Annotated in this window: 20 protein-coding genes and 1 tRNA gene; 9 read left to right on the top strand and 12 right to left on the bottom strand. The window is 53.4% G+C overall.

Translation table 11 applies throughout. The features are described 5' to 3' along the window. The first annotated feature begins 209 nt into the window (after nucleotides 1-209). The 5 genes from BLV87_RS11020 to BLV87_RS11000 all read left to right on the top strand — a co-directional run bounded on the left by BLV87_RS11020 (nucleotide 210) and on the right by BLV87_RS11000 (nucleotide 5039). Entirely contained in the window at nucleotides 210-983 is a 774-nt protein-coding gene (locus BLV87_RS11020; RefSeq protein WP_093068680.1) for a SagB/ThcOx family dehydrogenase, read from the top strand. A 28-nt stretch (nucleotides 984-1011) separates the two neighbouring features. Continuing rightward, on the top strand, nucleotides 1012-2265 hold the full coding sequence (locus BLV87_RS11015) for a D-amino acid dehydrogenase (RefSeq protein WP_093068678.1): 1254 nt from the start codon (nucleotides 1012-1014) through the stop codon (nucleotides 2263-2265). A 155-nt stretch (nucleotides 2266-2420) separates the two neighbouring features. Next, on the top strand, nucleotides 2421-3572 hold the full coding sequence (gene nifV / locus BLV87_RS11010; RefSeq protein ID WP_093068676.1) for a homocitrate synthase: 1152 nt from the start codon (nucleotides 2421-2423) through the stop codon (nucleotides 3570-3572). Further along, a complete protein-coding gene (gene cysE, locus BLV87_RS11005; RefSeq protein ID WP_425441554.1) occupies nucleotides 3563-4501 on the top strand; it encodes a serine O-acetyltransferase in 939 nt (312 codons plus the stop codon). The genes nifV and cysE overlap by 10 nt, the downstream gene beginning before the upstream one ends. Before the next feature lie 4 nt (nucleotides 4502-4505). Then, nucleotides 4506-5039 (top strand): hypothetical protein, encoded by a 534-nt coding sequence (locus tag BLV87_RS11000; RefSeq protein WP_093068672.1) that lies wholly within the window; start codon nucleotides 4506-4508, stop codon nucleotides 5037-5039. A gap of 11 nt (nucleotides 5040-5050) precedes the next feature. Here BLV87_RS11000 and BLV87_RS10995 read toward each other — a convergent pair whose 3' ends face one another. The 4 genes from BLV87_RS10995 to BLV87_RS19070 all read right to left on the bottom strand — a co-directional run bounded on the left by BLV87_RS10995 (nucleotide 5051) and on the right by BLV87_RS19070 (nucleotide 9658). Further along, a complete protein-coding gene (locus tag BLV87_RS10995; protein WP_093068670.1) occupies nucleotides 5051-5878 on the bottom strand; it encodes a Fic family protein in 828 nt (275 codons plus the stop codon). A gap of 31 nt (nucleotides 5879-5909) precedes the next feature. Further along, complete coding sequence (locus BLV87_RS10990) at nucleotides 5910-8792, bottom strand: COR domain-containing protein (RefSeq protein WP_093068668.1); 2883 nt, start codon at nucleotides 8790-8792, stop codon at nucleotides 5910-5912. Between the two features lie 84 nt (nucleotides 8793-8876). Continuing rightward, entirely contained in the window at nucleotides 8877-9314 is a 438-nt protein-coding gene (locus tag BLV87_RS10985; RefSeq protein ID WP_093068666.1) for a nucleotidyltransferase, read from the bottom strand. Nucleotides 9315-9415: 101 nt separating this feature from the next. Next, nucleotides 9416-9658, bottom strand: coding sequence for a hypothetical protein (locus BLV87_RS19070; RefSeq protein WP_139282161.1), 243 nt, complete (start codon nucleotides 9656-9658; stop codon nucleotides 9416-9418). Between the two features lie 14 nt (nucleotides 9659-9672). Between BLV87_RS19070 and nifW the strand changes: the two genes are divergently transcribed. Genes nifW through clpX form a run of 4 tightly spaced genes read left to right on the top strand, consistent with a single transcriptional unit; the run spans nucleotide 9673 to nucleotide 12649 of the window. Continuing rightward, nucleotides 9673-10029: a nitrogenase-stabilizing/protective protein NifW gene (gene nifW / locus BLV87_RS10975; RefSeq protein ID WP_245706998.1), complete on the top strand. Its 357-nt coding sequence runs from the start codon at nucleotides 9673-9675 to the stop codon at nucleotides 10027-10029. 4 nt (nucleotides 10030-10033) lie between these two features. Continuing rightward, nucleotides 10034-10474, top strand: a complete 441-nt coding sequence (locus BLV87_RS10970) for a nitrogen fixation protein NifZ (protein ID WP_093068660.1) — start codon at nucleotides 10034-10036, stop codon at nucleotides 10472-10474. After that, the gene (gene nifM, locus BLV87_RS10965; RefSeq protein WP_093068658.1) at nucleotides 10467-11348 is read left to right on the top strand and encodes a nitrogen fixation protein NifM; all 882 of its coding nucleotides are present in this window, start codon (nucleotides 10467-10469) and stop codon (nucleotides 11346-11348) included. The genes BLV87_RS10970 and nifM overlap by 8 nt, the downstream gene beginning before the upstream one ends. Further along, nucleotides 11345-12649 (top strand): ATP-dependent Clp protease ATP-binding subunit ClpX, encoded by a 1305-nt coding sequence (gene clpX / locus BLV87_RS10960; protein WP_093068656.1) that lies wholly within the window; start codon nucleotides 11345-11347, stop codon nucleotides 12647-12649. The genes nifM and clpX overlap by 4 nt, the downstream gene beginning before the upstream one ends. Nucleotides 12650-12707: 58 nt before the next feature. Here the strand turns inward: clpX and BLV87_RS10955 are convergent. From BLV87_RS10955 to BLV87_RS10920, 8 genes are all read right to left on the bottom strand, one after another. After that, nucleotides 12708-12783 (bottom strand) — tRNA-Thr (locus BLV87_RS10955). Between the two features lie 104 nt (nucleotides 12784-12887). Next, a complete protein-coding gene (locus tag BLV87_RS10950; protein WP_093068654.1) occupies nucleotides 12888-14612 on the bottom strand; it encodes a nickel-dependent hydrogenase large subunit in 1725 nt (574 codons plus the stop codon). A gap of 10 nt (nucleotides 14613-14622) precedes the next feature. Next, a complete protein-coding gene (locus BLV87_RS10945; RefSeq protein ID WP_093068653.1) occupies nucleotides 14623-15063 on the bottom strand; it encodes a hypothetical protein in 441 nt (146 codons plus the stop codon). Next, entirely contained in the window at nucleotides 15060-16337 is a 1278-nt protein-coding gene (locus BLV87_RS10940; protein WP_093068651.1) for a (Fe-S)-binding protein, read from the bottom strand. The genes BLV87_RS10945 and BLV87_RS10940 overlap by 4 nt, the downstream gene beginning before the upstream one ends. Then, on the bottom strand, nucleotides 16334-16993 hold the full coding sequence (locus BLV87_RS10935) for a hypothetical protein (RefSeq protein ID WP_093068649.1): 660 nt from the start codon (nucleotides 16991-16993) through the stop codon (nucleotides 16334-16336). Before BLV87_RS10935 ends, BLV87_RS10940 begins: the two co-directional genes overlap by 4 nt. Then, nucleotides 16990-18096 (bottom strand): hydrogenase small subunit, encoded by a 1107-nt coding sequence (locus BLV87_RS10930; protein WP_245706997.1) that lies wholly within the window; start codon nucleotides 18094-18096, stop codon nucleotides 16990-16992. Before BLV87_RS10930 ends, BLV87_RS10935 begins: the two co-directional genes overlap by 4 nt. Beyond that, nucleotides 18083-18508, bottom strand: coding sequence for a hydrogenase expression/formation C-terminal domain-containing protein (locus tag BLV87_RS10925; protein ID WP_093068645.1), 426 nt, complete (start codon nucleotides 18506-18508; stop codon nucleotides 18083-18085). Before BLV87_RS10925 ends, BLV87_RS10930 begins: the two co-directional genes overlap by 14 nt. After that, nucleotides 18505-19026 carry a HyaD/HybD family hydrogenase maturation endopeptidase gene (locus BLV87_RS10920; protein ID WP_093068643.1) on the bottom strand — a complete coding sequence of 174 codons (522 nt, stop codon included), beginning with the start codon at nucleotides 19024-19026 and terminating at the stop codon, nucleotides 18505-18507. Before BLV87_RS10920 ends, BLV87_RS10925 begins: the two co-directional genes overlap by 4 nt. Nucleotides 19027-19141: the final 115 nt, after the last annotated feature.

The following is a 19141-nucleotide window of genomic DNA, read 5'->3' as shown; positions in this document are numbered from 1 at the left end:
TTGTGGGAAATACCCCAGCGCAGCCTCACCAAAGGTGTTCAAGCCATTCAGGAACAGGCTTCCCATCTTGCCGCCTGCATCGCTGAGCGACGCAGCTTGATAAAATGCCTCAAGCAACTGGCAAAACTCTTCGCTTCTTCAACCGCTTGCCGACAAAACAAACGGAGGAAAAAACCTAATAATTGGATGAGATTACAGCAAGTTAGGGAATGGAGGGCTTAAAGTTGATGCGTATAAGGGGCGTATTGCATACGCCCTCTTCACTCGCAACAACCATCCCCCAACCCGACCTCATCCCGCTGATCCGCCAACGCCGCAGCGCCCAAGCCTTCAGCGGCAAAACCAGCACCCTACCCCGCGACACTTTTTACGCAATGCTGTCTGCCTTAGTACCTGCCAGCAATCCCGTGCCGTGGGACGTATGGACACTACCCATCCGCCTCCACCCCATCTTATTCGTCCACCGCGTCGAAGGCTTACCCGCTGGCTTGTATGTCTTGCCACGCCATGAAGCAGCCGAAACAGCGTTGCACTCTGCGATGAACCCCGATTTCGTCTGGCAAACGCCCGAAGATTGCCCTGCTGAATTACCGCTATTCCACCTGCTGGAAGCCGACGCCCGCAAAGCCGCCCGCACCCTTTCCTGCCATCAAGACATCGCCTCCACCAGCAGTTTCAGCCTCGGCATGTTGGCGGAATTCGACGCAGGCTTGGCACAAGGCGCACCCGTTTACCGCCACCTTTACTGGGAAGCCGGTTTAATCGGGCAAGTGCTGTATTTGCAAGCCGAAGCTGCCGGAGTACGCGGCACGGGCATTGGTTGTTTCTTCGACGACAGCGTGCATGAAGTGTTGGGCTTGCAAGATACGCAATTCCAAAGCCTCTACCACTTCACCGTCGGCAACCCAGCCATCGACACCCGGCTGGAAATGCTGCCCCCTTATTCCCACCTACCCAAAGAACGCCAGCCATGCCCACAATAGCTAATCGCAAACCGACAGGGGGTAGTGCATGAAAGTACTCGTACTCGGTGGCGGCGTTATTGGGGTCAGCACGGCCTATTACCTTGCCAAGGCAGGCCATGAAGTGCAACTGGTGGAGCGCCAGCCCGGTGTGGCACTCGAAACCAGCCACGCCAATGCAGGGGAAATTTCCCCAGGTTACTCCGCGCCGTGGGCTGCTCCCGGTATCCCGCTCAAAGCCTTGCACTGGATGTTGATGGAACACAGCCCGCTGCATGTTTACCCGCGTCTGGATTGGGCAATGTGGCGCTGGCTAGGCGCATTTCTGGGCAATTGCACCCTGCCCCGTTACCAGCGCAATAAAGCCCGCATGGTACGGCTGGCAGAATACAGCCGCGATTGCCTGCGCGAATTACGGGCAGAAACCGGCATCCATTACGACGAACGCAGCCTCGGCACGCTCCAATTATTCCGCACCCAGCAACAATTGGACGATATCCACAACGATGCCGCCATCCTGCAAGCGCAAGGAGTGCCGTTCAACATCCTCGACCGGGACGGCGTGATCCGCCACGAACCGGCACTGGCGCAGGTACAGCACAAATACGTCGGTGGGCTGCATCTGCCGGATGATGAAACCGGCGACTGTTTCCGCTTCACCCAAACCTTAGCGGGCATGGCGGAACAGATGGGCGTGATTTTCCACTGCAACACCACGGTTCAAGGCTTGGTCGCCAGCGGACAAACCTTGAGCGGCGTGCAAACCAGCAAAGGCTTGATGCAAGCTGAGGCATATGTGCTGGCATTGGGCAGCCATTCCCCGTTGCTGCTCAAGCCTTTGGGTATCCACTTACCGATTTATCCGGTGAAAGGCTATTCACTCACCGTACCGATTACCCAGCCGGAACACGCCCCCGAATCCACCGTCATGGATGAAACCCACAAGGTTGCCATTACCCGTTTGGGGAATCGCATCCGACTGGGGGGAACGGCAGAACTGAACGGTTTTGACCTGAGCCTGCCAGCCAAACGCCTTGCCACGCTGCAATACGTGCTATCTGACCTGTTTCCCAACGGCAGCGACCCCAGCAAAGCCAGTTTCTGGGCGGGATTGCGCCCCATGACACCAGATGGCACACCCATCCTTGGCAAAACGCCGTATTCCGGCTTATTTCTCAACACCGGGCATGGCACGCTGGGCTGGACGATGGCAGCAGGCAGCGGGCGAATACTGGCAGCAATGCTCAGCGGTCAAGCAGCGGACATTGCACTGGAAGGGCTGGGTATGGAACGTTACGGGTAATGTCGGTTTCCGCACAGTCCCCACCTGCCTGCGTGTGTCGCAGACTCAACAAAACCAATGAAAAACTCACCACTATTTATATAAAAACAATAGCTTAACAACTATGGCACAAGTCTTGCTGAGATCAAGCAAAGATCATCAGCAAGGCGAACACCATGCACCACAGCAACCGTTTCATCACCATCAACGACACCACCCTGCGCGACGGCGAACAGTCCGCTGGCGTGGCTTTTTCCCTCACGGAAAAGCTGGCGATTGCACGCGGGCTGGATGCCTTGGGCGTACCCGAACTCGAAGTCGGCATCCCCGCGATGGGTGAGGAAGAACGCGACTCCATCCGCGCCGTTGCCAGCCTCGGCTTGAATGCACGGTTGATGGTGTGGAGCCGGATGCGCCGCGACGACATCCTGCTGTGCCGCGATCTGGGGGTGGACATGATCGACATTTCCATCTCGGTTTCTGACCAGCAAATTTTCCACAAGCTCAAACGTGACCGCGCTTGGGTATTGCAGCAAATCTGGGCGCACGTACAAATCGCCAAAGACTTGGGCGTTGGCGTGTGCGTCGGCGGGGAAGACGCTTCCCGCGCTGACCGCGATTTCCTGCTGCAAGTGCTGGCAACGGCACAAGCGGCGGGCGCACAACGCTTCCGCTTCGCCGACACCGTGGGCATCCTCGAACCGTTTGCCACCCACGACTGGATGACCTCGTTGCGGGCGCATACCGATATGGAAATCGAAATGCACGCCCACGACGACCTCGGTCTTGCCACTGCCAATTCACTTGCCGCCGCCCGTGCGGGTGCTACCCACATTAATACCACCGTCCACGGTCTTGGTGAACGTGCCGGAAACGCACCGTTGGAAGAAGTCGCCTTGGGGCTGGGGCGTTTGTACGGGCTGGATTGTGGCGTTAACTTAAAACGCTTCCCCAAACTCTCCTTGCTGGTGGAAAAAGCATCTGGTCGTCCGGTCGGCTGGCAAAAAAGTCTGGTCGGCGAAGGCGTGTTCACCCACGAATCCGGCATCCACGTCGATGGCTTGCTGAAAGATTCGCGCAATTACCAAGGCGTCGACCCGGCAGACATGGGGCGGCATCACCAACTGGTGCTGGGCAAACATTCCGGCAGCCACGGGGTGCAACGTGCCTACGCCCTGCTCGGCATACCGCTGGAGCATGAACAGGCGGAAGCGATTCTTGCGCTGGTGCGACGCTTTTCCACCCAGCACAAACGCCCACCGACAGCGGATGACTTGCAGCAATTCCTACAACAGACATGTGTGGCGGAGGTGGGGATATGTCATTAGAAATACCGGGACTACCCCCCACCCTAACCCGTCCGGCGGCTCAATCGCCGCGCTTCGCCCCCCGCAAGGGGGGAGGGGACAAGAGTCCCGCTAATCACTCTTTCTCTTCGCCCCCTTCACCCCTTGCGGGGGAAGGGCTGGGGATGGGGGGGTTCTCCCTTTGGCAATTAATCCGCGAAGACATCACCTGCGTCTTCCAACGCGACCCCGCCGCGCGTTCGCGCTGGGAAGTCGCCACGCTCTACCCAGGCATCCACGCAGTCATATTGCAACGCATCGCTCATAGCCTGTGGAAACGCGACTGGCGGTATTTTCCGCGCTTCATTTCGTACTTTGCCCGCTTTTGGACGAATATCGACATCCACCCTGGTGCGAAAATCGGGCGACGCTTTTTCATCGACCACGGGGCTTGCGTGGTAATAGGCGAAACCGCCGAGATCGGTGACGACGTGACCCTCTACCACGGCGTGACCCTCGGCGGCGTATCCTGGAACAAGGGCAAACGCCACCCTACCTTAGGTAATCGCGTAGTCGTCGGCGCAGGCGCAAAAATCCTTGGCCCGATTGAACTGGGCAACGACGTGCGCGTCGGCTCCAATTCCGTGGTGGTTAAAAACATTCCGGCGGGCAAAACCGTGGTCGGCATCCCCGGCAAAATCGTGCAAAACAAAGTCGCCCGCAATGACAACCCGGAAGGCATAGACCTTAACCACCACCTGATTCCCGACCCCGTAGCAGGCGCAATTCAATGCCTGCTCGACCGCATCCGTTTACTCGAAGAAGCCGCTGGCACACGCGGCTGCTTGCCCGAACAAGAAGACGACAGCGCGGAATGCAATCATTGCGATGCCCGCGATCTGTGCGACGACGAATTACCTAACACACCCATCACCGAACATCCGATTCACTTTAAAAAATCAGGGGACTAACATTATGGATTTGCAGGATTTTGAAGCCGAAGACCTTTATTTCAACGCCGCCATCGACCCGGAGGTTGCCGCGCTTCTGGAAGAAGCCGCCAGCCTTTACCCAGAACCAGAGGCCGAAACCCTGCTACTACGCGCCTATTTCCTCGCCCCCGAAGATTTGAACGTACTGGTCGCGCTGTACCGCTATTTCTACTACCAGCACCGCCTTCGGGATGCGCTGAACGTGGCACACAAAGCCATCGCCGTCAGCGGCAAACGCCTGCACTTGCCGGAAGACTGGCGGCATTTAACCCGCTTGCATCTGGGGCAAGGCGTGCTGGTTTCCATGACCCTGACGCGCTTCTACCTGATGGCGCACAAAGGCGCGGGCTATCTGGAAATGCGCTTGGGGGAACTGGCGGATGCGGTCGGGCGGCTGCAAACGCTCGTGGACATTGATAGCAATGACCGGCTGGGTGCGAAGGCGTTGTTGGTGCTGGCGCAGGAGCATTTGTATGAGCAGCAAGGGGTGGCGGTGTTGCGTAGGGCTGTGGGTTAATTCCTCTTGGACTAACGCAATTCCGCCAGAATCACCCGCTGCGTGTCCAGCATGGAATCGGCAATGAAATCCAGAAACGGCTCAATATCACCCTTATCTGCTGCTGCCAAGGCTTGCAGGTAAATCCGCCGTTTGGTGGTGCGCACAATCACGGGGGTATAGCCTTGTATCAGCAGGATCAGGTTCATCAATATCCGCGCACCACGCCCATTGCCGTCGTCGAAGGGGTGAATCCGCACCATATTGTAATGGGCGATCCCCGCCACCATGACCGCATGAAGCTGGCTCAAATTTGCGTTCACCCAGTCGCATAATTGCTGCATTTCCAGCGGAACTTGTAACGGCTCAATGTAATGGTGGATAGAACCATCCTGTTGCAATACATGGTTTGGCTGTGATTTGTATTGCCCCGGTGTGGCGGGCTTTTGTACCCGTTGCCCTTGGGAATTCAGTGCAGGAGTGGATTGCACGCCAGCCAGCAGTAAGGCGTTGAGTTCTTTGATCAGCCCTTCGCTGATGGCACGTTTTTGCGCTACCACATCAAACAGCAAGTCGATGGCTTCGGCATGGTTACGGGCATCGAGAAAATCCTTGAACGGCTTACCCTCTACCGTCAGCCCTTCCTGCAAAAAGAAGATGGTTTCGCCTAGCGTTAGGGTGCTGCCTTCGATGGCATTGCTGTCATACGTCCATTCGGCACGGAGCTTTTGCTGGATAGGTAGCCAGCGGTCAGGCTGTTGCGCACGCAAACGCTGGATGTCGGCTTGCGCGGCATCAATGGTTGCCAGTTTGCTGGTCAACTGGGCGGAGGCTTGGAATTGGTAGGAAGGGTTTTGCATACGTTATACTTTTAGCATAAATACCGTTAGTTCAGGAAAGCAAAGCTGCTGCCGCAGTCACTGCTGTGCCAAGCGCTGCCTGATGTTCAACAACGAAGCCACCAACATCGGTCATGTCTTTGGCAATATTGGTCAATTCACGCAAACCACCCCAGAGTTTACCTAACACCGATTGGCTTTTCTCTGTTGGCTGCTTTTCGTCAGCTTTGACCGCTTTGCGCACATCGTAAACGGCTTCCAGCACATCATCGGATAGGTGGGCTTTGTGGCGTAGCATTTCATCCAGCACAGAACTGATGATTTGGCGTTGATCGGCTGTCACCGTGATAGTGGTATTGTCCGAATGGGATTTTTGAATATTGCCATCACCGATGATGACTTGCCCATTGGTGACGTTGATATTGCCTGTGCTTGCCATTTTTCTTACCTCTTGGAAAAGTTGGTCGTAACTATTGATCTGCGCCAGCACGTTAACCAAGTCTTCGCCGGAATGCACCGAGAATGATTGCTGGTTGAACAGTACCGATGGATGAATCTGTTCTGGGCGGATGCCGTTCGGACTCACCAGCACCGCTTTTAGATGTGTGTAGAACTCGCGTAATAGCGCGGAAAATGCTTTCAAATCTCCGGTCAGCACCATTTCGATGACGTTTTTACGCAGCAAGTAATGGACAACAGCCTGACTTGTTGTACCCGCCCGCAAAATAAAACCTTGCCGCCAAATGTCTTGCGGGTCATGAATGCCCACTTCGCTGTGCGGCACAAACAACTTATGCACCAATCTTGCATGGAAACCCAGTGGCAGGTAAGGCAGGTCGAAACGCAGCATTAGCTTGTTCTGTTGATTCAGTAGTTCGCTGACCAAAAGCGGCTCATCTGCTCGCGTTGCATCGGGAAAGAAATACTTGCCGTTATCCTGTAAGCGAATGCACAAGGAACGTTCATTGAGAAAGCTGACCAGATATTCAACGTGGTATTCATCTACCTTGCCTGCAAATACTTGCTCCAACTCGGTCAAATTCAGAATGCCGTTGGCTTGGCGCAGTATGGGGGAATAAAGCAATTGGTAGGCGTTGTCTACCGCCCATGCGGGTTTGAGACAGTAGCGGCTCTTGCCTTTTTCGACCTGCACCAAAAAACCAAGTTGTTGCAACTGATTTAGGGTGCTATCGGTATTTTTTGCATCTTGAATATTAGCCGCAATCAGTTCGCGCAATTTGCTTTCACGCACGAAAACCGTATCCCCGTCTTTGTATTGCGCATCCAATGCCCGTTGCACATCCAGCGTTTCCTTCAGAACCATTTTCTGGCTGTCGAGACTGGCTTTTACCAAGGATTGCACAAAGCGTTTAAAGTCTGGCTCATCTTTGTCGAGACAAGAGAAGTAGAAGAAACTTTCATCCGAAAACTGCTTGGGGAATTCGCGCCGTAAACGGGTTTTATTCTGATAAGTTTCACATTTTTCATACCAATTGGTGACAAGTAGCACTTTTACTTGTGAGCCTGCTAGGTGACGGATTTGGTGAAGCCATTCGTCAGGAGCTTGTTCGTGGCGACTATCCACTACTAGCACGTAAACGCAATTTTCATGCAGAAACGCACTATGTAAACCGTGAAAAATAGTTTGTCCGCCGAAATCCCATAAAAATAAGTTTAGCTTTTTATCATCCAGTCCACAATCGGGAAAAGTGTCGAGTACATTAATGGATTGATGTTGGAGATAATCAACACCAACAGTGAGTTGTTTAATATGTTCAACTCTTTTTCCTTGCAAACGATCCGATAATGAGCTTTTTCCAGCACCACCAGGACCTAATAAAATAACCCTCACTGAATGCGTTATTTCGATTTTTGCACCAAGAACAGCAAGTTGCAGTGCGATAGGATCATTAGTAATTGCAACAGAAAACTCTTTTAGATAATTTTGAACATGTGACTCAGGAAAATCACCATTCCATAAATTTTTTAAATCTTCAGCAAGAAACTCCAACTTAAGTTGACGTAAGTTTCCTAGTAATCCAGATTCCCATTCTAATATTTTTTTGGGCTTTTTATCATATAATTTGTTTATTGAAAATAATGGAATAGAGTCCTGAAAAAAATCAGTTTCATAGAGCCAATTAAAATCATTTCGAGCCATTGCAACTGATTCAGCTTCAATCTTCGCTGCTCTAGCTGCAATAACCATTGTTTCAGCAATAGCACTCTTTGTATCATTGAGTACGACATCTACAATTCTGACGACAGCCGCAGCCGCTTCAGCAGTGGAAACTTCATCTGCGATGGCTTTAGCCCTAACTACAGCCTTTTTGGCCTCGCAATCAATTGATTGGGAAATTGCAGCAGATTCAGCCGCATCTGATGCTCTGGCTGCTTGCTTGGCAGCAATAGATTCTGCTCTTTCCGCTGCAATGCAGGCAGAATCAGCATTAGCTCTCACAAAATCTAACTTACTAGTATCAGTAATAAATCTGACAATACTATTTTTAGAAAATGCAATATCTCTGGCTTTTATAGCAATTGTTCTAGCAGTCTCTGCATCAATCTTCGCAGAAGCCGCAGCTTGTCGTTCCGACACTGCCAAAAAGTCAGTCTTTGCAGCAAATATCTCCGCATCCGTCACGGCTGTTCCATCTTTAGTTGCAGCAACAGCTCTAGTTGCTTCCAATCCCACGGTATTGATAACAGATTGTGCTCGCTCTTTAGCTATTAACCATTGTTGAATAACAATTGGAATGCGCAAAATTAAGTAAATATTTTCTACTAGCTTATCAGGCCAAACTTCCTCAAGAGATAAACTCCCTAAAATTGGTAAAATTCGTAGTGTATTCCTCCACGCATACCACACCAGCGCATCATGCCCTTTCTCGTGATAGAGCTTCTCAAGTTCTTCTTTGGTAGGGAGTTCTGCCATACAAGCCCGGCTTTGTGGTTGGGGAAGATGTGGGCATTCTGGCACGTATGGGAAAAGAATTCAGCAAGTTACAAACATCGTCCATTACGTCAGGTTACGCAAATCCTCAAGGTCTTTCGGCCTACCGCTCGCTGCCTTATTTTTCTTGAAGTCTTCGAGACTGATGACATGGACTGTCAAGCCGCCATATTCCACATCCAAACGCTGGGAGTAGCTGCTGGAGAAATCCACGCCATCCGGTTGGGTAAGCAAATCAATGCGCAAGGGCGGATAGCCAAGCTGGATGACATTACCCAATTTGGTGAAATCATCGGTACTCAAATCAAGTTCGCCGAAGCCAAACGCCTCCAGCACTGCCATGACTTTTTCGGCATTGACCTGCTCAGGCTTGACCCAAATATCCATATCGCCGGTATAGCGCGGATAGCCGTGAATACCCAGCGCGTAACCACCCACCAGCAGGTATTCAACCCCGTGATTGTTCAGTAACTCGATAAACTCTTTGAAGTCGCGGTGGAACATCTTGACGGAAACTCAAATAAGATTGGCGGAGCATTTCAATGGCATCAATGCGTTCTGCAATCGGGCGCGTGACCCAATACTGGTAGTCAGACGGTTGGTCTTTATTGGTGGTGATGCATACCACCTTTCTGATCATGCGCGGAGCGGGTGCGGCTTGTTCCATACTGATCCCGGTTGCCTGTGAACTGAAGGTTGATTATAGCATTGGCTTTCCCCGTCAGTTTGCTATTAATGCGGCAATGTCCCCTTTCCCACAATCCCCCATCTCCCGTCCCTGTACCAAACCCGACATACCCCACATCAACAACACCCAAGCCACTGAATAACAAACAATTCCACAACATGGCACGCCCTTTGCTTGATCTTCCTCATTTGGCACAAGGAGCACGACATGACCGATACCGACCTCACCCTCGACCTCGAAGAACTGGTCAGCGCGGAAGACTTCCTCAACTACTTCGACATCGCGTTTGACCAGACCGTGGTGCATGTCAACCGCCTGCACATCCTGCAACGCTTCCACAACTACCTGGCGAAAGAGCCACCCGCCAGCGACGACGATGCCTTGCGCGAGCAATACACCCGCCTGCTGACCAAGGCGTATAGCGACTTCGTGGACTCCGATGCCAAGACCGAAAAAGTGCTGAAAGTCTACCGCATGAACGAACCACAAACCGCTTTCATCACGCTGGAAAGCCTGTTCGGGAAGGGGTAACGCCATGCCCCAATACGAATACGGCGCGAAAGTGCGCGTGATCCGCAACGTGCGTGACGATGGCACGTTTTACGGTGCTGCCATCGGCAACCTGCTGGTGCGGCGCGGCAGTGTCGGCTATGTGCGTGATGTCGGCACCTTCCTGCAAGACCAGATCATCTACTCGGTGCATTTCCTCGACGAACAAAAAACCGTCGGTTGCCGCGAAGAGGAACTGATTGGCGGCGACGATCCGTGGGAACCCAGCCTCTACCAATTCCGCGACAAAGTGACCACCAAAGTCACCCTCGCCATTGAGGGCGAAGTCATCGCCAACCCCGGTGATGTCGGCGAAATCCTCAAAGTGATCAGCGGCTTACCCACAGGCTTCGCCTACCACGTGCGCTTCCCCGGACGGACGCTACAAGTCCCCGAAAAGCTGCTGGAGGAAGTCCCCGATGCCTAACCTAAGTTTCGCCATCATGGGCAAGCCGCCCGCCTACCGCTACCACCTGCTGCGCAATGCGCTGGAAGCCTTCCAGAAAAACCTGCCGCATCTGGACGAAAAGGAATTCAACCGCGTCTGCCAACGCGCCGACCGCAGTTTCCACCTCGAATCACTCGCCCTGCAAAGCCCCGAAGCCAGCCAAATCATCATCCAACCCGAACGGGTCGATATGGCACTGCAAGAAATCGCCGACCGCTACCCCAACGACGAAGACTTCACCATCGACCTCAGCCAGAACGGTCTGACCCCCGACACCCTGCGCCAAGCCCTGCAACGCGAACTACTGTTCGACGGCATCCTGCAAAAAATCGCCGCCCGCAGCATCACCATCGGCGACATCGACGTGCAGCTTTACTACGAGATGAACCGCGAGCGTTTCATGCAGCCGGAAACGCGGCTGGTACGGCAAATCCTCATCACCGTCAACAACGACTACCCCGAAAACCAGTACGACACCGTGCTGCAACGCATCCGCAGCATTGCCGCCCAAGCCACCGGCAACGCCAAACAATTCGGCAAGCTGGCACGCCAATATTCCGAATGCCCGACCGCAATGGAAGGCGGCAAACTCGGCAACCTGCCCTACGGCAAACTCTACCCACAACTCGATGCCGCGCTGTTCGCCCTGAGTGCGGGGCAAGTCAGTGACCCGATCGAAACTGAACTCGGTTTCCACCTATTGCTGTGCGAACACATCTACCCCGCGCAGCAAGTCTCCCTGACCAAAGCCAAAGCGCAAATCCGTACCCAGTTGCAAGAACGTGCCCAACGCAACTGCCAGAAAGAATGGTTAAAGCAATTGCAAGCCACCACCCCGGAGGTATCCCCATGAGCGATAAAACAGCCGCCTGTTCCTTCTGCGGACAAGAGCAAACCGCGCACATCCCGCTGATTGCCGGGATGAATGGACACATTTGCGAAGCCTGCGTGCGCCTTGCCCACCAAGTCATCAGCACCTGGAGCCGCAAGCGCAGCATGAGCGAACCGCTCAAAACTCCACCGAAACCGCTGCAAATCAAAGCCATCCTCGACGGCTACGTGATCGGGCAAGACACCGCCAAAGAAACCCTCGCCGTCGCGGTTTACAACCATTTCAAACGCCTGAATCTGGAAACCGACAAGCCGCGCATCTGCACCCGCACCGACAAATCGGTGGTCGAACTCGACAAATCCAACATCCTGCTACTGGGGCCTTCCGGCACTGGCAAAACCTTGCTGGCAAGCACCTTGGCGCGGATCGTCGGCGTACCGTTCGTCATCGCCGATGCCACCACCCTGACGCAAGCGGGTTACGTGGGTGAAGACGTGGAAAGCATTATTGCCCGCCTGCTCGACAGTGCCGACGGCAACAAGGAACTGGCGGAATGGGGCATCGTTTACATCGACGAAATCGACAAACTTGCCCGCAGCGGTGAAAACTCGCACGGCACGCGCGACGTGGGCGGCGAAGGCGTGCAACAAGCCCTGCTCAAACTGGTCGAAGGCACGACCGTCAAAGTCCCCGCCAAAGGGCGCAAAGACCAAGCCCCGGTCATGCTCGACACGCGCAATATCCTGTTCATCGTCGGCGGCGCATTCTCCGGTCTGGAAAAGCTGCTGGAAAAACGCCTCAAACCGGGTGCCAAAGGCATCGGTTTCCATTCCACGCACACGCCGGATGACCCCAAAGCCGACAAGCTGCGCCTGTTCAGTGAAGTGCAACCGGAGGACTTGCGCCATTTCGGGCTGATCCCCGAATTCATCGGACGTTTCCCAGTCATCACCGCGCTGCACGAACTCGACGAAGACGCGCTGGTGCGCATCCTCACCGAACCGCAAAATGCACTGACCAAGCAATACCAGCAATTGTTTGCGCTGGATAATGCCGAGCTGGAATTCACCAACGATGCATTGCGGGCGATTGCGCAAAAGGCGATTGCGCATGGTACAGGTGCACGTGGTTTACGCGGGGTATTGGAAACCTTGTTGCGTAAGCTGATGTTTACCTTGCCATCGGAAGAGAATGTGGCGCGGTGTGTGGTGACAGAAGATGTGGTGAATAATGAGGCAGATATTGTGCTGGAATACCATGAGCTTGAAGCAACCCCCAGCGGGGGGACACAAAACCTTGCCTCTCTACAATCGACAGCATAGTGTGTGAAGTGTCATGCCATAAAAAAAGGGTTACATATTATGTAACCCTTTCCTAATTTGGTGCCGGCACCACGAATCGAACGCGGGACCTACTGATTACAAGTCAGTTGCTCTACCAACTGAGCTACGCCGGCTTGGGAGACGCGAATATTATAGAATCATTTCAGACGATGCAACTATTTTTTTGTGCACTTACTGCTCTAATCTATGAGCGTTCTCGTAGCACCGACCAACGGTATTATTGCTGCACATTCACCTTAATCAACTCTTCGCCATCCGGGTCAGTCACATGCACCGCACACGCAATGCAGGGATCGAAACTGTGGATAGTGCGCAAAATCTCCACCGGCTGCTTCGGGTCGTGCAACACATGCCCTTGCAACGACGCTTCATACGCCCCCGCCTTATTTTGTCCGTCACGCGGCCCCGCATTCCAGGTACTCGGAACGACTGCCTGATAGTTGGCAATCTTCTGATCCTTAATCACAATCCAGTGCGCCAGCGCACCACGCGGAGCTTCCATGTAACCCACGCCTTGCGCTTTGGAAGGCCAGCTTGACGGCTCCCACAAGGTTTCGTTGAAGGTTTTGGTGTCGCCCGCCTTGATATTGGCAATCAAATGATCGAACCATGTTTGCATCTTATCGGCGATAATCTTGGTTTCCAGCGTGCGGGCAGCCGTGCGTCCCAAAGTGGAATACAGCGCATCCACCGGCACATCCAGATATTTCAGGGTGTAATCGACCAGCGCTTTAGTGTGTTCGTGCCCGGTAGCATACAACATCAACACCCGCGCCAATGGCCCCACTTCGACCGCCTGTCCTTTCCAGCGCGGTGATTTCATCCACGAATACGACTGATCGACTTCCAGTTGCTTATACGGCGGTTTAGGGCCGGTGTAATTCAGCTCGGTTTCGCCCGCATACGGATGCAAACCTTTATCCTTGCCCTCGCTGTAGTCGTACCAAGAATGCGCGACGAATTCCTGAATCTGATCTTCGGCATTCAAATCAACCGGATGTATTTTCGATAAATCGCGGTTAAGAATCACGCCAGAAGGAATCAGGAACGACGCGGGGTCATCCATGCCTTTTTCAGGAAAATCGCCGTAAGTCATGAAATTGCCCAAGCCTTCGCCCTGCTTGAACCAGTCCTTGTAGAAACTGGCAATGGCAAGCGTATCCGGCACGTACACCTGATCAACGAATACCTGCATTTTCTTGATAATGTCCTGCACTTGCGACAGGCGTTTCATATTAAGGGCGGAATCGGAATTCAGGTCAATCGGGCATGGCACGCCACCCACAAGGAAATTCGGGTGCGGATTCTTGCCGCCAAAAATGGCGTGCAGTTTCACCACATCGCGTTGCCATTGCAAAGCTTCGAGGTAGTGCGACACCGCCATCAGATTGGCTTCCGGTGGCAGCTTGTAAGCCGGATGTCCCCAATAAGCCTTGGCAAAAATACCCAACTGCCCTGCTTCGACAAACTTTTTCAGCTTGGCTTGCTGATCAGCAAAATAACCCGGCGTGGAATTAGGCCAATGCGGGGAAATCTTTTGCGCCAACTCCGAGGTGGCTTTGGGGTCGGCGCTGAGTGCAGACACCACATCCACCCAATCCAGCGCGTGCAAATGGTAGAAGTGCATCACATGGTCATGCACGTATTGCGCCGCAATCATCAGGTTGCGGATCAGTTGCGCATTGGGCGGAATGCTGTAATTCAGCGCATCTTCCACCGAGCGCACCGAGGCAATGCCATGCACCAGCGTACACACACCGCAAATACGTTGCGCGTATGCCCAAGCATCACGCGGGTCGCGTCCGCGCAAGATGATTTCGATACCGCGCACCATAGTCCCGGCGGAATACGCCTGTTCGATGGTGTTGCCGTTCATTTGCGCTTCGATGCGCAAGTGACCTTCGATGCGGGTAATGGGGTCGACAACGACACGTTCAGTCATTTTAGTATCCTCAAATGTCGTTCAGGAATTGCTCAAGGAGGCGATACTGTGCTTCGTTTTCCTCGTGCATGGATTCATCGGAGGCATCAATGTGCCCACAAGTACGCGCCATCCGCGCATTGACGGCGGCTTCCCACGCAGGGGCTTTAGCCTGCTTGTCGGGGGCAACTAAGGCGGTAGCGGCACGGGCGACGAAATAACCAGCTTGCGCTTGCCAATCGCTGTCCGAACCGCAGCGGGTATGGCTGTCGAGTGCGGCAGCTTTGGCTTGCTTGAATGCCACAGCGAGTTCGTCGGCAGTAGTGTCTTCGTTGGCAGCAGCGTCTACCGCTTTGGTGACGGCGGGGTTGAGTGCCAACACATTGCGCACGAAAGCTGCACCAACACGGCGTTGTTGCGCCAATCCCAGCTTATCGAGTGCCTGCTTGAAATCGGTATCTTGGGTGATCATGCTGCACCTCCCTTACGTTCGACCAAGTGTTCGGCAATCATTTCGGTCAAGCCCAACACGGGGATGTCCATCTGGTTAACTTCCATGCCCTCTTCCAACTGAATGCGACAGTTGGCGCACGCCGTTACCAGCGTGTCAACGTGCAGTTCGTCCAGTTGCTTTTTCTTGCGCTGGAAGGCTTTGAGCTTGACCTCTTCGGCATCTTCGTTGGCACTCACGCCACCGCCTGCGCCGCAGCACCAGTTGAGCGTGCCATGATCCGCCATTTCCACGAAGTTTTTTGCCACCATATTCAGCAAGTTGCGCGGCTGTTCGACCACGCCACCACGGCGTACCAATTGGCACGGGTCGTGGAAAGTGAGTTTGGATTCCTCAAAGCCTTCGGTTTGCAGCAAACCTTCAGCGCGTAATTCATCCAGCACTTCAACGATGTGTTTGGCAGCAAACGTGTAAGGGCGACCGATCAGATTAGGCCCTTCCCAACGCAGTGCAGTGTAAGCGTGCCCGCATTCGGGGCTGATCACGGTTTTGACTTTGAGCTTTTCGGCAGCAGCGACGACGCGGCTCACCAGTTCCCGCGCAATGTCGGATGAACCGATTTGGATGCCGGAATTGGTAGCTTCAAAGCATTCACTGCTCAACGTCCAGGTTTTGCCTGCATTGGTGAGGATTTTGGCAACTGCCCCCAAGTATTCGGGGTAGTTCATGATTTCCATCGACGACAGCATCAGCAGGTATTCCGCGCCTTCTTGGTCAAACGGCACAGTCAACCCACTGGATTTTTCCAGATGGCGGACTTGCGCTTGCAAGGCGGGAAGTTTGACCCCCATCGGGCTACCGATTTGCACCGCACGGGTAGAAGCGCCAATCAAGCCTCCCGGCGCGTGACCCGATGCCACCATGCCTTCGCGCATTCGGCGAATCATGTAGGTGATGTCATTCCCCACCGGGCAAATCAGGGTGCAACGTCCGCACAACGAGCAGTTGTTGTAAACCAGCTCCTGCCATTCGGCGAGTTCGGCATCGGTAACGGGTTTGCTCAACCCCAGCTTGGCTTTGAGTTTGCCGATCAGGGTGTATTCCTGTTCCCACACGCGGCGCAACGGTTCGAGCTTGTAGATAGGCGTAAAGCGTGGCTCAGGGTTTTCGGTGTAAAACAAGCAAGCATCAGCACACATCCCGCACGATACGCAGGAGCTGAAGAAACTTGCCATAGGCGCATCAATTTGCGCTTTAAAAGCATTGATGCCGCGTTCGAGTGTCAACGTACTCATGATTTCACCCCCCGCAAGCCCATCGAAGCCCCGTTATACCAGCGCGACAGGAACACCGTGAACGTGTGCATCAGCTTGGTGAACGGGAACACGATCAGCAGAACCTCCACACTCAAAATATGCAGCCCCAACATCATCTGCGGCGACAGCAACAAATGGTGGTAGGCCATATAACCGGTCAGTAACGGCACAAACGTCACCGCCCACGCCACATAATCGCCGGGACTGGACAGGAAACGTTTCACTGGATGTTGCAAGCGATGAATCAACACCACCACCAACGCAATCATGGTGACAACCGCAAACGCATCCACCACCGGCGTAGACAAATTAGGCCAACCAAAGCCCATCACGCTTTTGAACACTTCCACATGCGCTGCCAGCAAAAAGATCACCACGAACAGCCCGATGTGAAACACATACCCAACCACAATGGTAATCATCGAACGCTGGAAGGTTGCTTTGTCCGTCCCGAAGCGGCGGAAAATCTCACGCAAACCGCCTTGCATCGGGTCGCCTTTCGGCACGGCGTAATTCACTTTCCTGCCCAACGACAGGATTTCAAACAGGCGCAGCACTAAGCCCGCCATAAAGATAAACAGGGCAATGTTGAAGGCCGAGCCTTTGACCCATAGCAGGAAATCAACTTCGTTCATGATCCTGACTCCTGATTCAATTCCTCAACGGTGACGGTTTGGTGTGAACTTGCCGCCTCCGCCTTGGATTTTTTGTTCATCGCACCGATGGCAACCCCGGCAGCAATACCCGCTGCGGCGGCGTACACCGCGTTCTTGCCCGATGCACCTGTAGGAATGGAAATCGCCTTATAAAAACCGCCGAAATCCCAGAAGTTGGGTTCGGAACAGCCAATGCAACCATGCCCCGATTCAATCGGGAAGCTCGTACCATCGTTCCATTTGGTGGTAGCGCAAGCGTTGTAGGTCACAGGACCTTTGCAACCGAGTTTGTACAAACACCAACCCGCTTTTGCACCTTCATCATCAAAAGTTTCCGCAAACAAACCGCGCTCGTAAAACGGGCGGCGGTAGCAACGGTCGTGGATGCTTTGCCCGTAAAAAGCCTTCGGACGACCCAAGCTATCCAATTCGGGCAGCCCGAAGGTTAGGAAATGGGCAATCACGCCGGTAATCACCATCGGAATCGGCGGACAACCGGGGACGTTGATAATCGGTTTGTCTTTGATAATGTCGGATACGGACACCGCGCCTGTCGGGTTCGGATCAGCTTTTGGCAAACCACCGTAGGCAGCGCATGTACCCACCGCAATAATCGCCGCCGCCCCCGCCGCCGCTTCTTTCAACATATCCAGATTGCTGATGCCCGCGATGGTGGAATAGCCGGGGTTATCCAGTGGAATCGAGCCATCCACCACCAGCACGTATTTGCCGTAGTGTTCCTTCATCGCCTCTTCACGCGCGTGTTCGGCTGCGTCGCCCGAAGCGGCTTGCAAAGTGTGATGGTAATCCAGCGAAATTGCGTCAAAGACCAGCCCTTCGAGACTGGGGCTGTGGGAACGGGTTAAGGATTCGGTGCAACCCGTGCATTCCTGAAAGGACAGCCAGATCACCGAAGGGCGTTTTGCCTGTTCAAGGGCAGCAGCGATTTTCGGAATCATCGCCGGAGCCAAGGCCATACTGGAAGCCAGCAGGCCACAGAATTTCAGGAAACCCCGCCGCGAAATACCCTGCGAGCGCAGGTGTTCGCCTAGGGTTGGTTCATAAGGATTAGGTGATTGCATCCTCATTGTTGTCTTCCTCCATCGCCAGAATCGTGGTCATGGCGGCCAAGCCTTCCTTAATGTCGTCGCATTGGGAACGCAGGATTTCCGGCACATGACCAATTTCGATGAAATAACCGATACGGTTGTCGTTGTCGTCAAAGTGTTCAACACGCCAGATACCCGCGTAACCGCTTTCACGCAGACGGGTTTTGCCCAGCACATTCAGGGTAAGGTCGATTTCGCCTTCCCCTAAAAATTCGTCGAGTTCAGCATATTCCTGTGGGGAAAAGGGCAAGCTGTGTAAGTCGATCATGCCGTGTGTGCCGTGCGCGATTAACTCGCTAAATGCATGGCGGATTTCGTGCAACACCGGACGTAAATTGCCTGTGGTAATGCTGGCAGAATGAACAGGAATATCATTTAAACTCATTTAGCTATCTCCAACTTGGGTACTTGATGGGGAGTACGAAGGTAGCAAGGTGGATACGCCTCAAACTCCCATTTTTGTAAAACATTAGCCGCCAAACGGCCTGCCAGTGGAATATTATGTTTAACTTTCAGGGTAGGCTCCTCGCCCCACGCGAATGATTGGTACTGGATACCCACCAAAGCGCGACGTTTAGGCAAATGCCCTGTTAAACGTGCAATGTCCATTAAATCCAACAAACCCACCTCATGGGCACTGTGCTTAGCTGTACCCAAAAAATGATCCATCTCCTCATCTTCGTAGCAGCAGAGCGTGCCGGGCGGGGCGTGCAACTCCACCGCATCTAACACCAATAAATGCTCATGTTCTTCAATCTCACTGGCGAGAGTAAAACTTAACGTTCCACCGTCTAAGTAGGTAACATCTGGAAATAGTGGAAAAAACTTCCGCATAAAGTTAAGCACATGAATGCCAATGCCTTCATCTCGCAATAGACTATTACCAATACCTAGTACCAACATAATTTTCACTTATCTTCTAGATTGCCATATGTACCATTGTGAATACTTTCGATGATAGACGCTTGACATTGGTCAATACAAGCGGGCATCAAGCCGGTAAGATTAGAAAACCTTG

The organism is Thiothrix caldifontis (assembly GCF_900107695.1).
GTDB classification, from domain to species: domain Bacteria; phylum Pseudomonadota; class Gammaproteobacteria; order Thiotrichales; family Thiotrichaceae; genus Thiothrix; species Thiothrix caldifontis.
The sequence above is the reverse complement of the archived record's forward strand: the minus strand, read 5'-3'. Positions and strand labels throughout refer to the sequence as shown.

Bases quoted from the DNA above. Each gene is read 5' to 3' on its own strand.
- BLV87_RS11020 (WP_093068680.1), top strand. From the start codon at position 210: ATGGAGGGCTTAAAGTTGATGCGTATAAGGGGCGTATTGCATACGCCC.
- BLV87_RS11015 (WP_093068678.1), top strand. From the start codon at position 1,012: ATGAAAGTACTCGTACTCGGTGGCGGCGTTATTGGGGTCAGCACGGCC.
- nifV (WP_093068676.1), top strand. From the start codon at position 2,421: ATGCACCACAGCAACCGTTTCATCACCATCAACGACACCACCCTGCGC.
- cysE (WP_425441554.1), top strand. From the start codon at position 3,563: ATGTCATTAGAAATACCGGGACTACCCCCCACCCTAACCCGTCCGGCG.
- BLV87_RS11000 (WP_093068672.1), top strand. From the start codon at position 4,506: ATGGATTTGCAGGATTTTGAAGCCGAAGACCTTTATTTCAACGCCGCC.
- BLV87_RS10995 (WP_093068670.1), bottom strand. From the start codon at position 5,878: ATGCAAAACCCTTCCTACCAATTCCAAGCCTCCGCCCAGTTGACCAGC.
- BLV87_RS10990 (WP_093068668.1), bottom strand. From the start codon at position 8,792: ATGGCAGAACTCCCTACCAAAGAAGAACTTGAGAAGCTCTATCACGAG.
- BLV87_RS10985 (WP_093068666.1), bottom strand. From the start codon at position 9,314: ATGTTCCACCGCGACTTCAAAGAGTTTATCGAGTTACTGAACAATCAC.
- BLV87_RS19070 (WP_139282161.1), bottom strand. From the start codon at position 9,658: ATGTTGTGGAATTGTTTGTTATTCAGTGGCTTGGGTGTTGTTGATGTG.
- BLV87_RS10970 (WP_093068660.1), top strand. From the start codon at position 10,034: ATGCCCCAATACGAATACGGCGCGAAAGTGCGCGTGATCCGCAACGTG.
- nifM (WP_093068658.1), top strand. From the start codon at position 10,467: ATGCCTAACCTAAGTTTCGCCATCATGGGCAAGCCGCCCGCCTACCGC.
- clpX (WP_093068656.1), top strand. From the start codon at position 11,345: ATGAGCGATAAAACAGCCGCCTGTTCCTTCTGCGGACAAGAGCAAACC.
- BLV87_RS10950 (WP_093068654.1), bottom strand. From the start codon at position 14,612: ATGACTGAACGTGTCGTTGTCGACCCCATTACCCGCATCGAAGGTCAC.
- BLV87_RS10945 (WP_093068653.1), bottom strand. From the start codon at position 15,063: ATGATCACCCAAGATACCGATTTCAAGCAGGCACTCGATAAGCTGGGA.
- BLV87_RS10940 (WP_093068651.1), bottom strand. From the start codon at position 16,337: ATGAGTACGTTGACACTCGAACGCGGCATCAATGCTTTTAAAGCGCAA.
- BLV87_RS10935 (WP_093068649.1), bottom strand. From the start codon at position 16,993: ATGAACGAAGTTGATTTCCTGCTATGGGTCAAAGGCTCGGCCTTCAAC.
- BLV87_RS10930 (WP_245706997.1), bottom strand. From the start codon at position 18,096: ATGCAATCACCTAATCCTTATGAACCAACCCTAGGCGAACACCTGCGC.
- BLV87_RS10925 (WP_093068645.1), bottom strand. From the start codon at position 18,508: ATGAGTTTAAATGATATTCCTGTTCATTCTGCCAGCATTACCACAGGC.
- BLV87_RS10920 (WP_093068643.1), bottom strand. From the start codon at position 19,026: ATGTTGGTACTAGGTATTGGTAATAGTCTATTGCGAGATGAAGGCATT.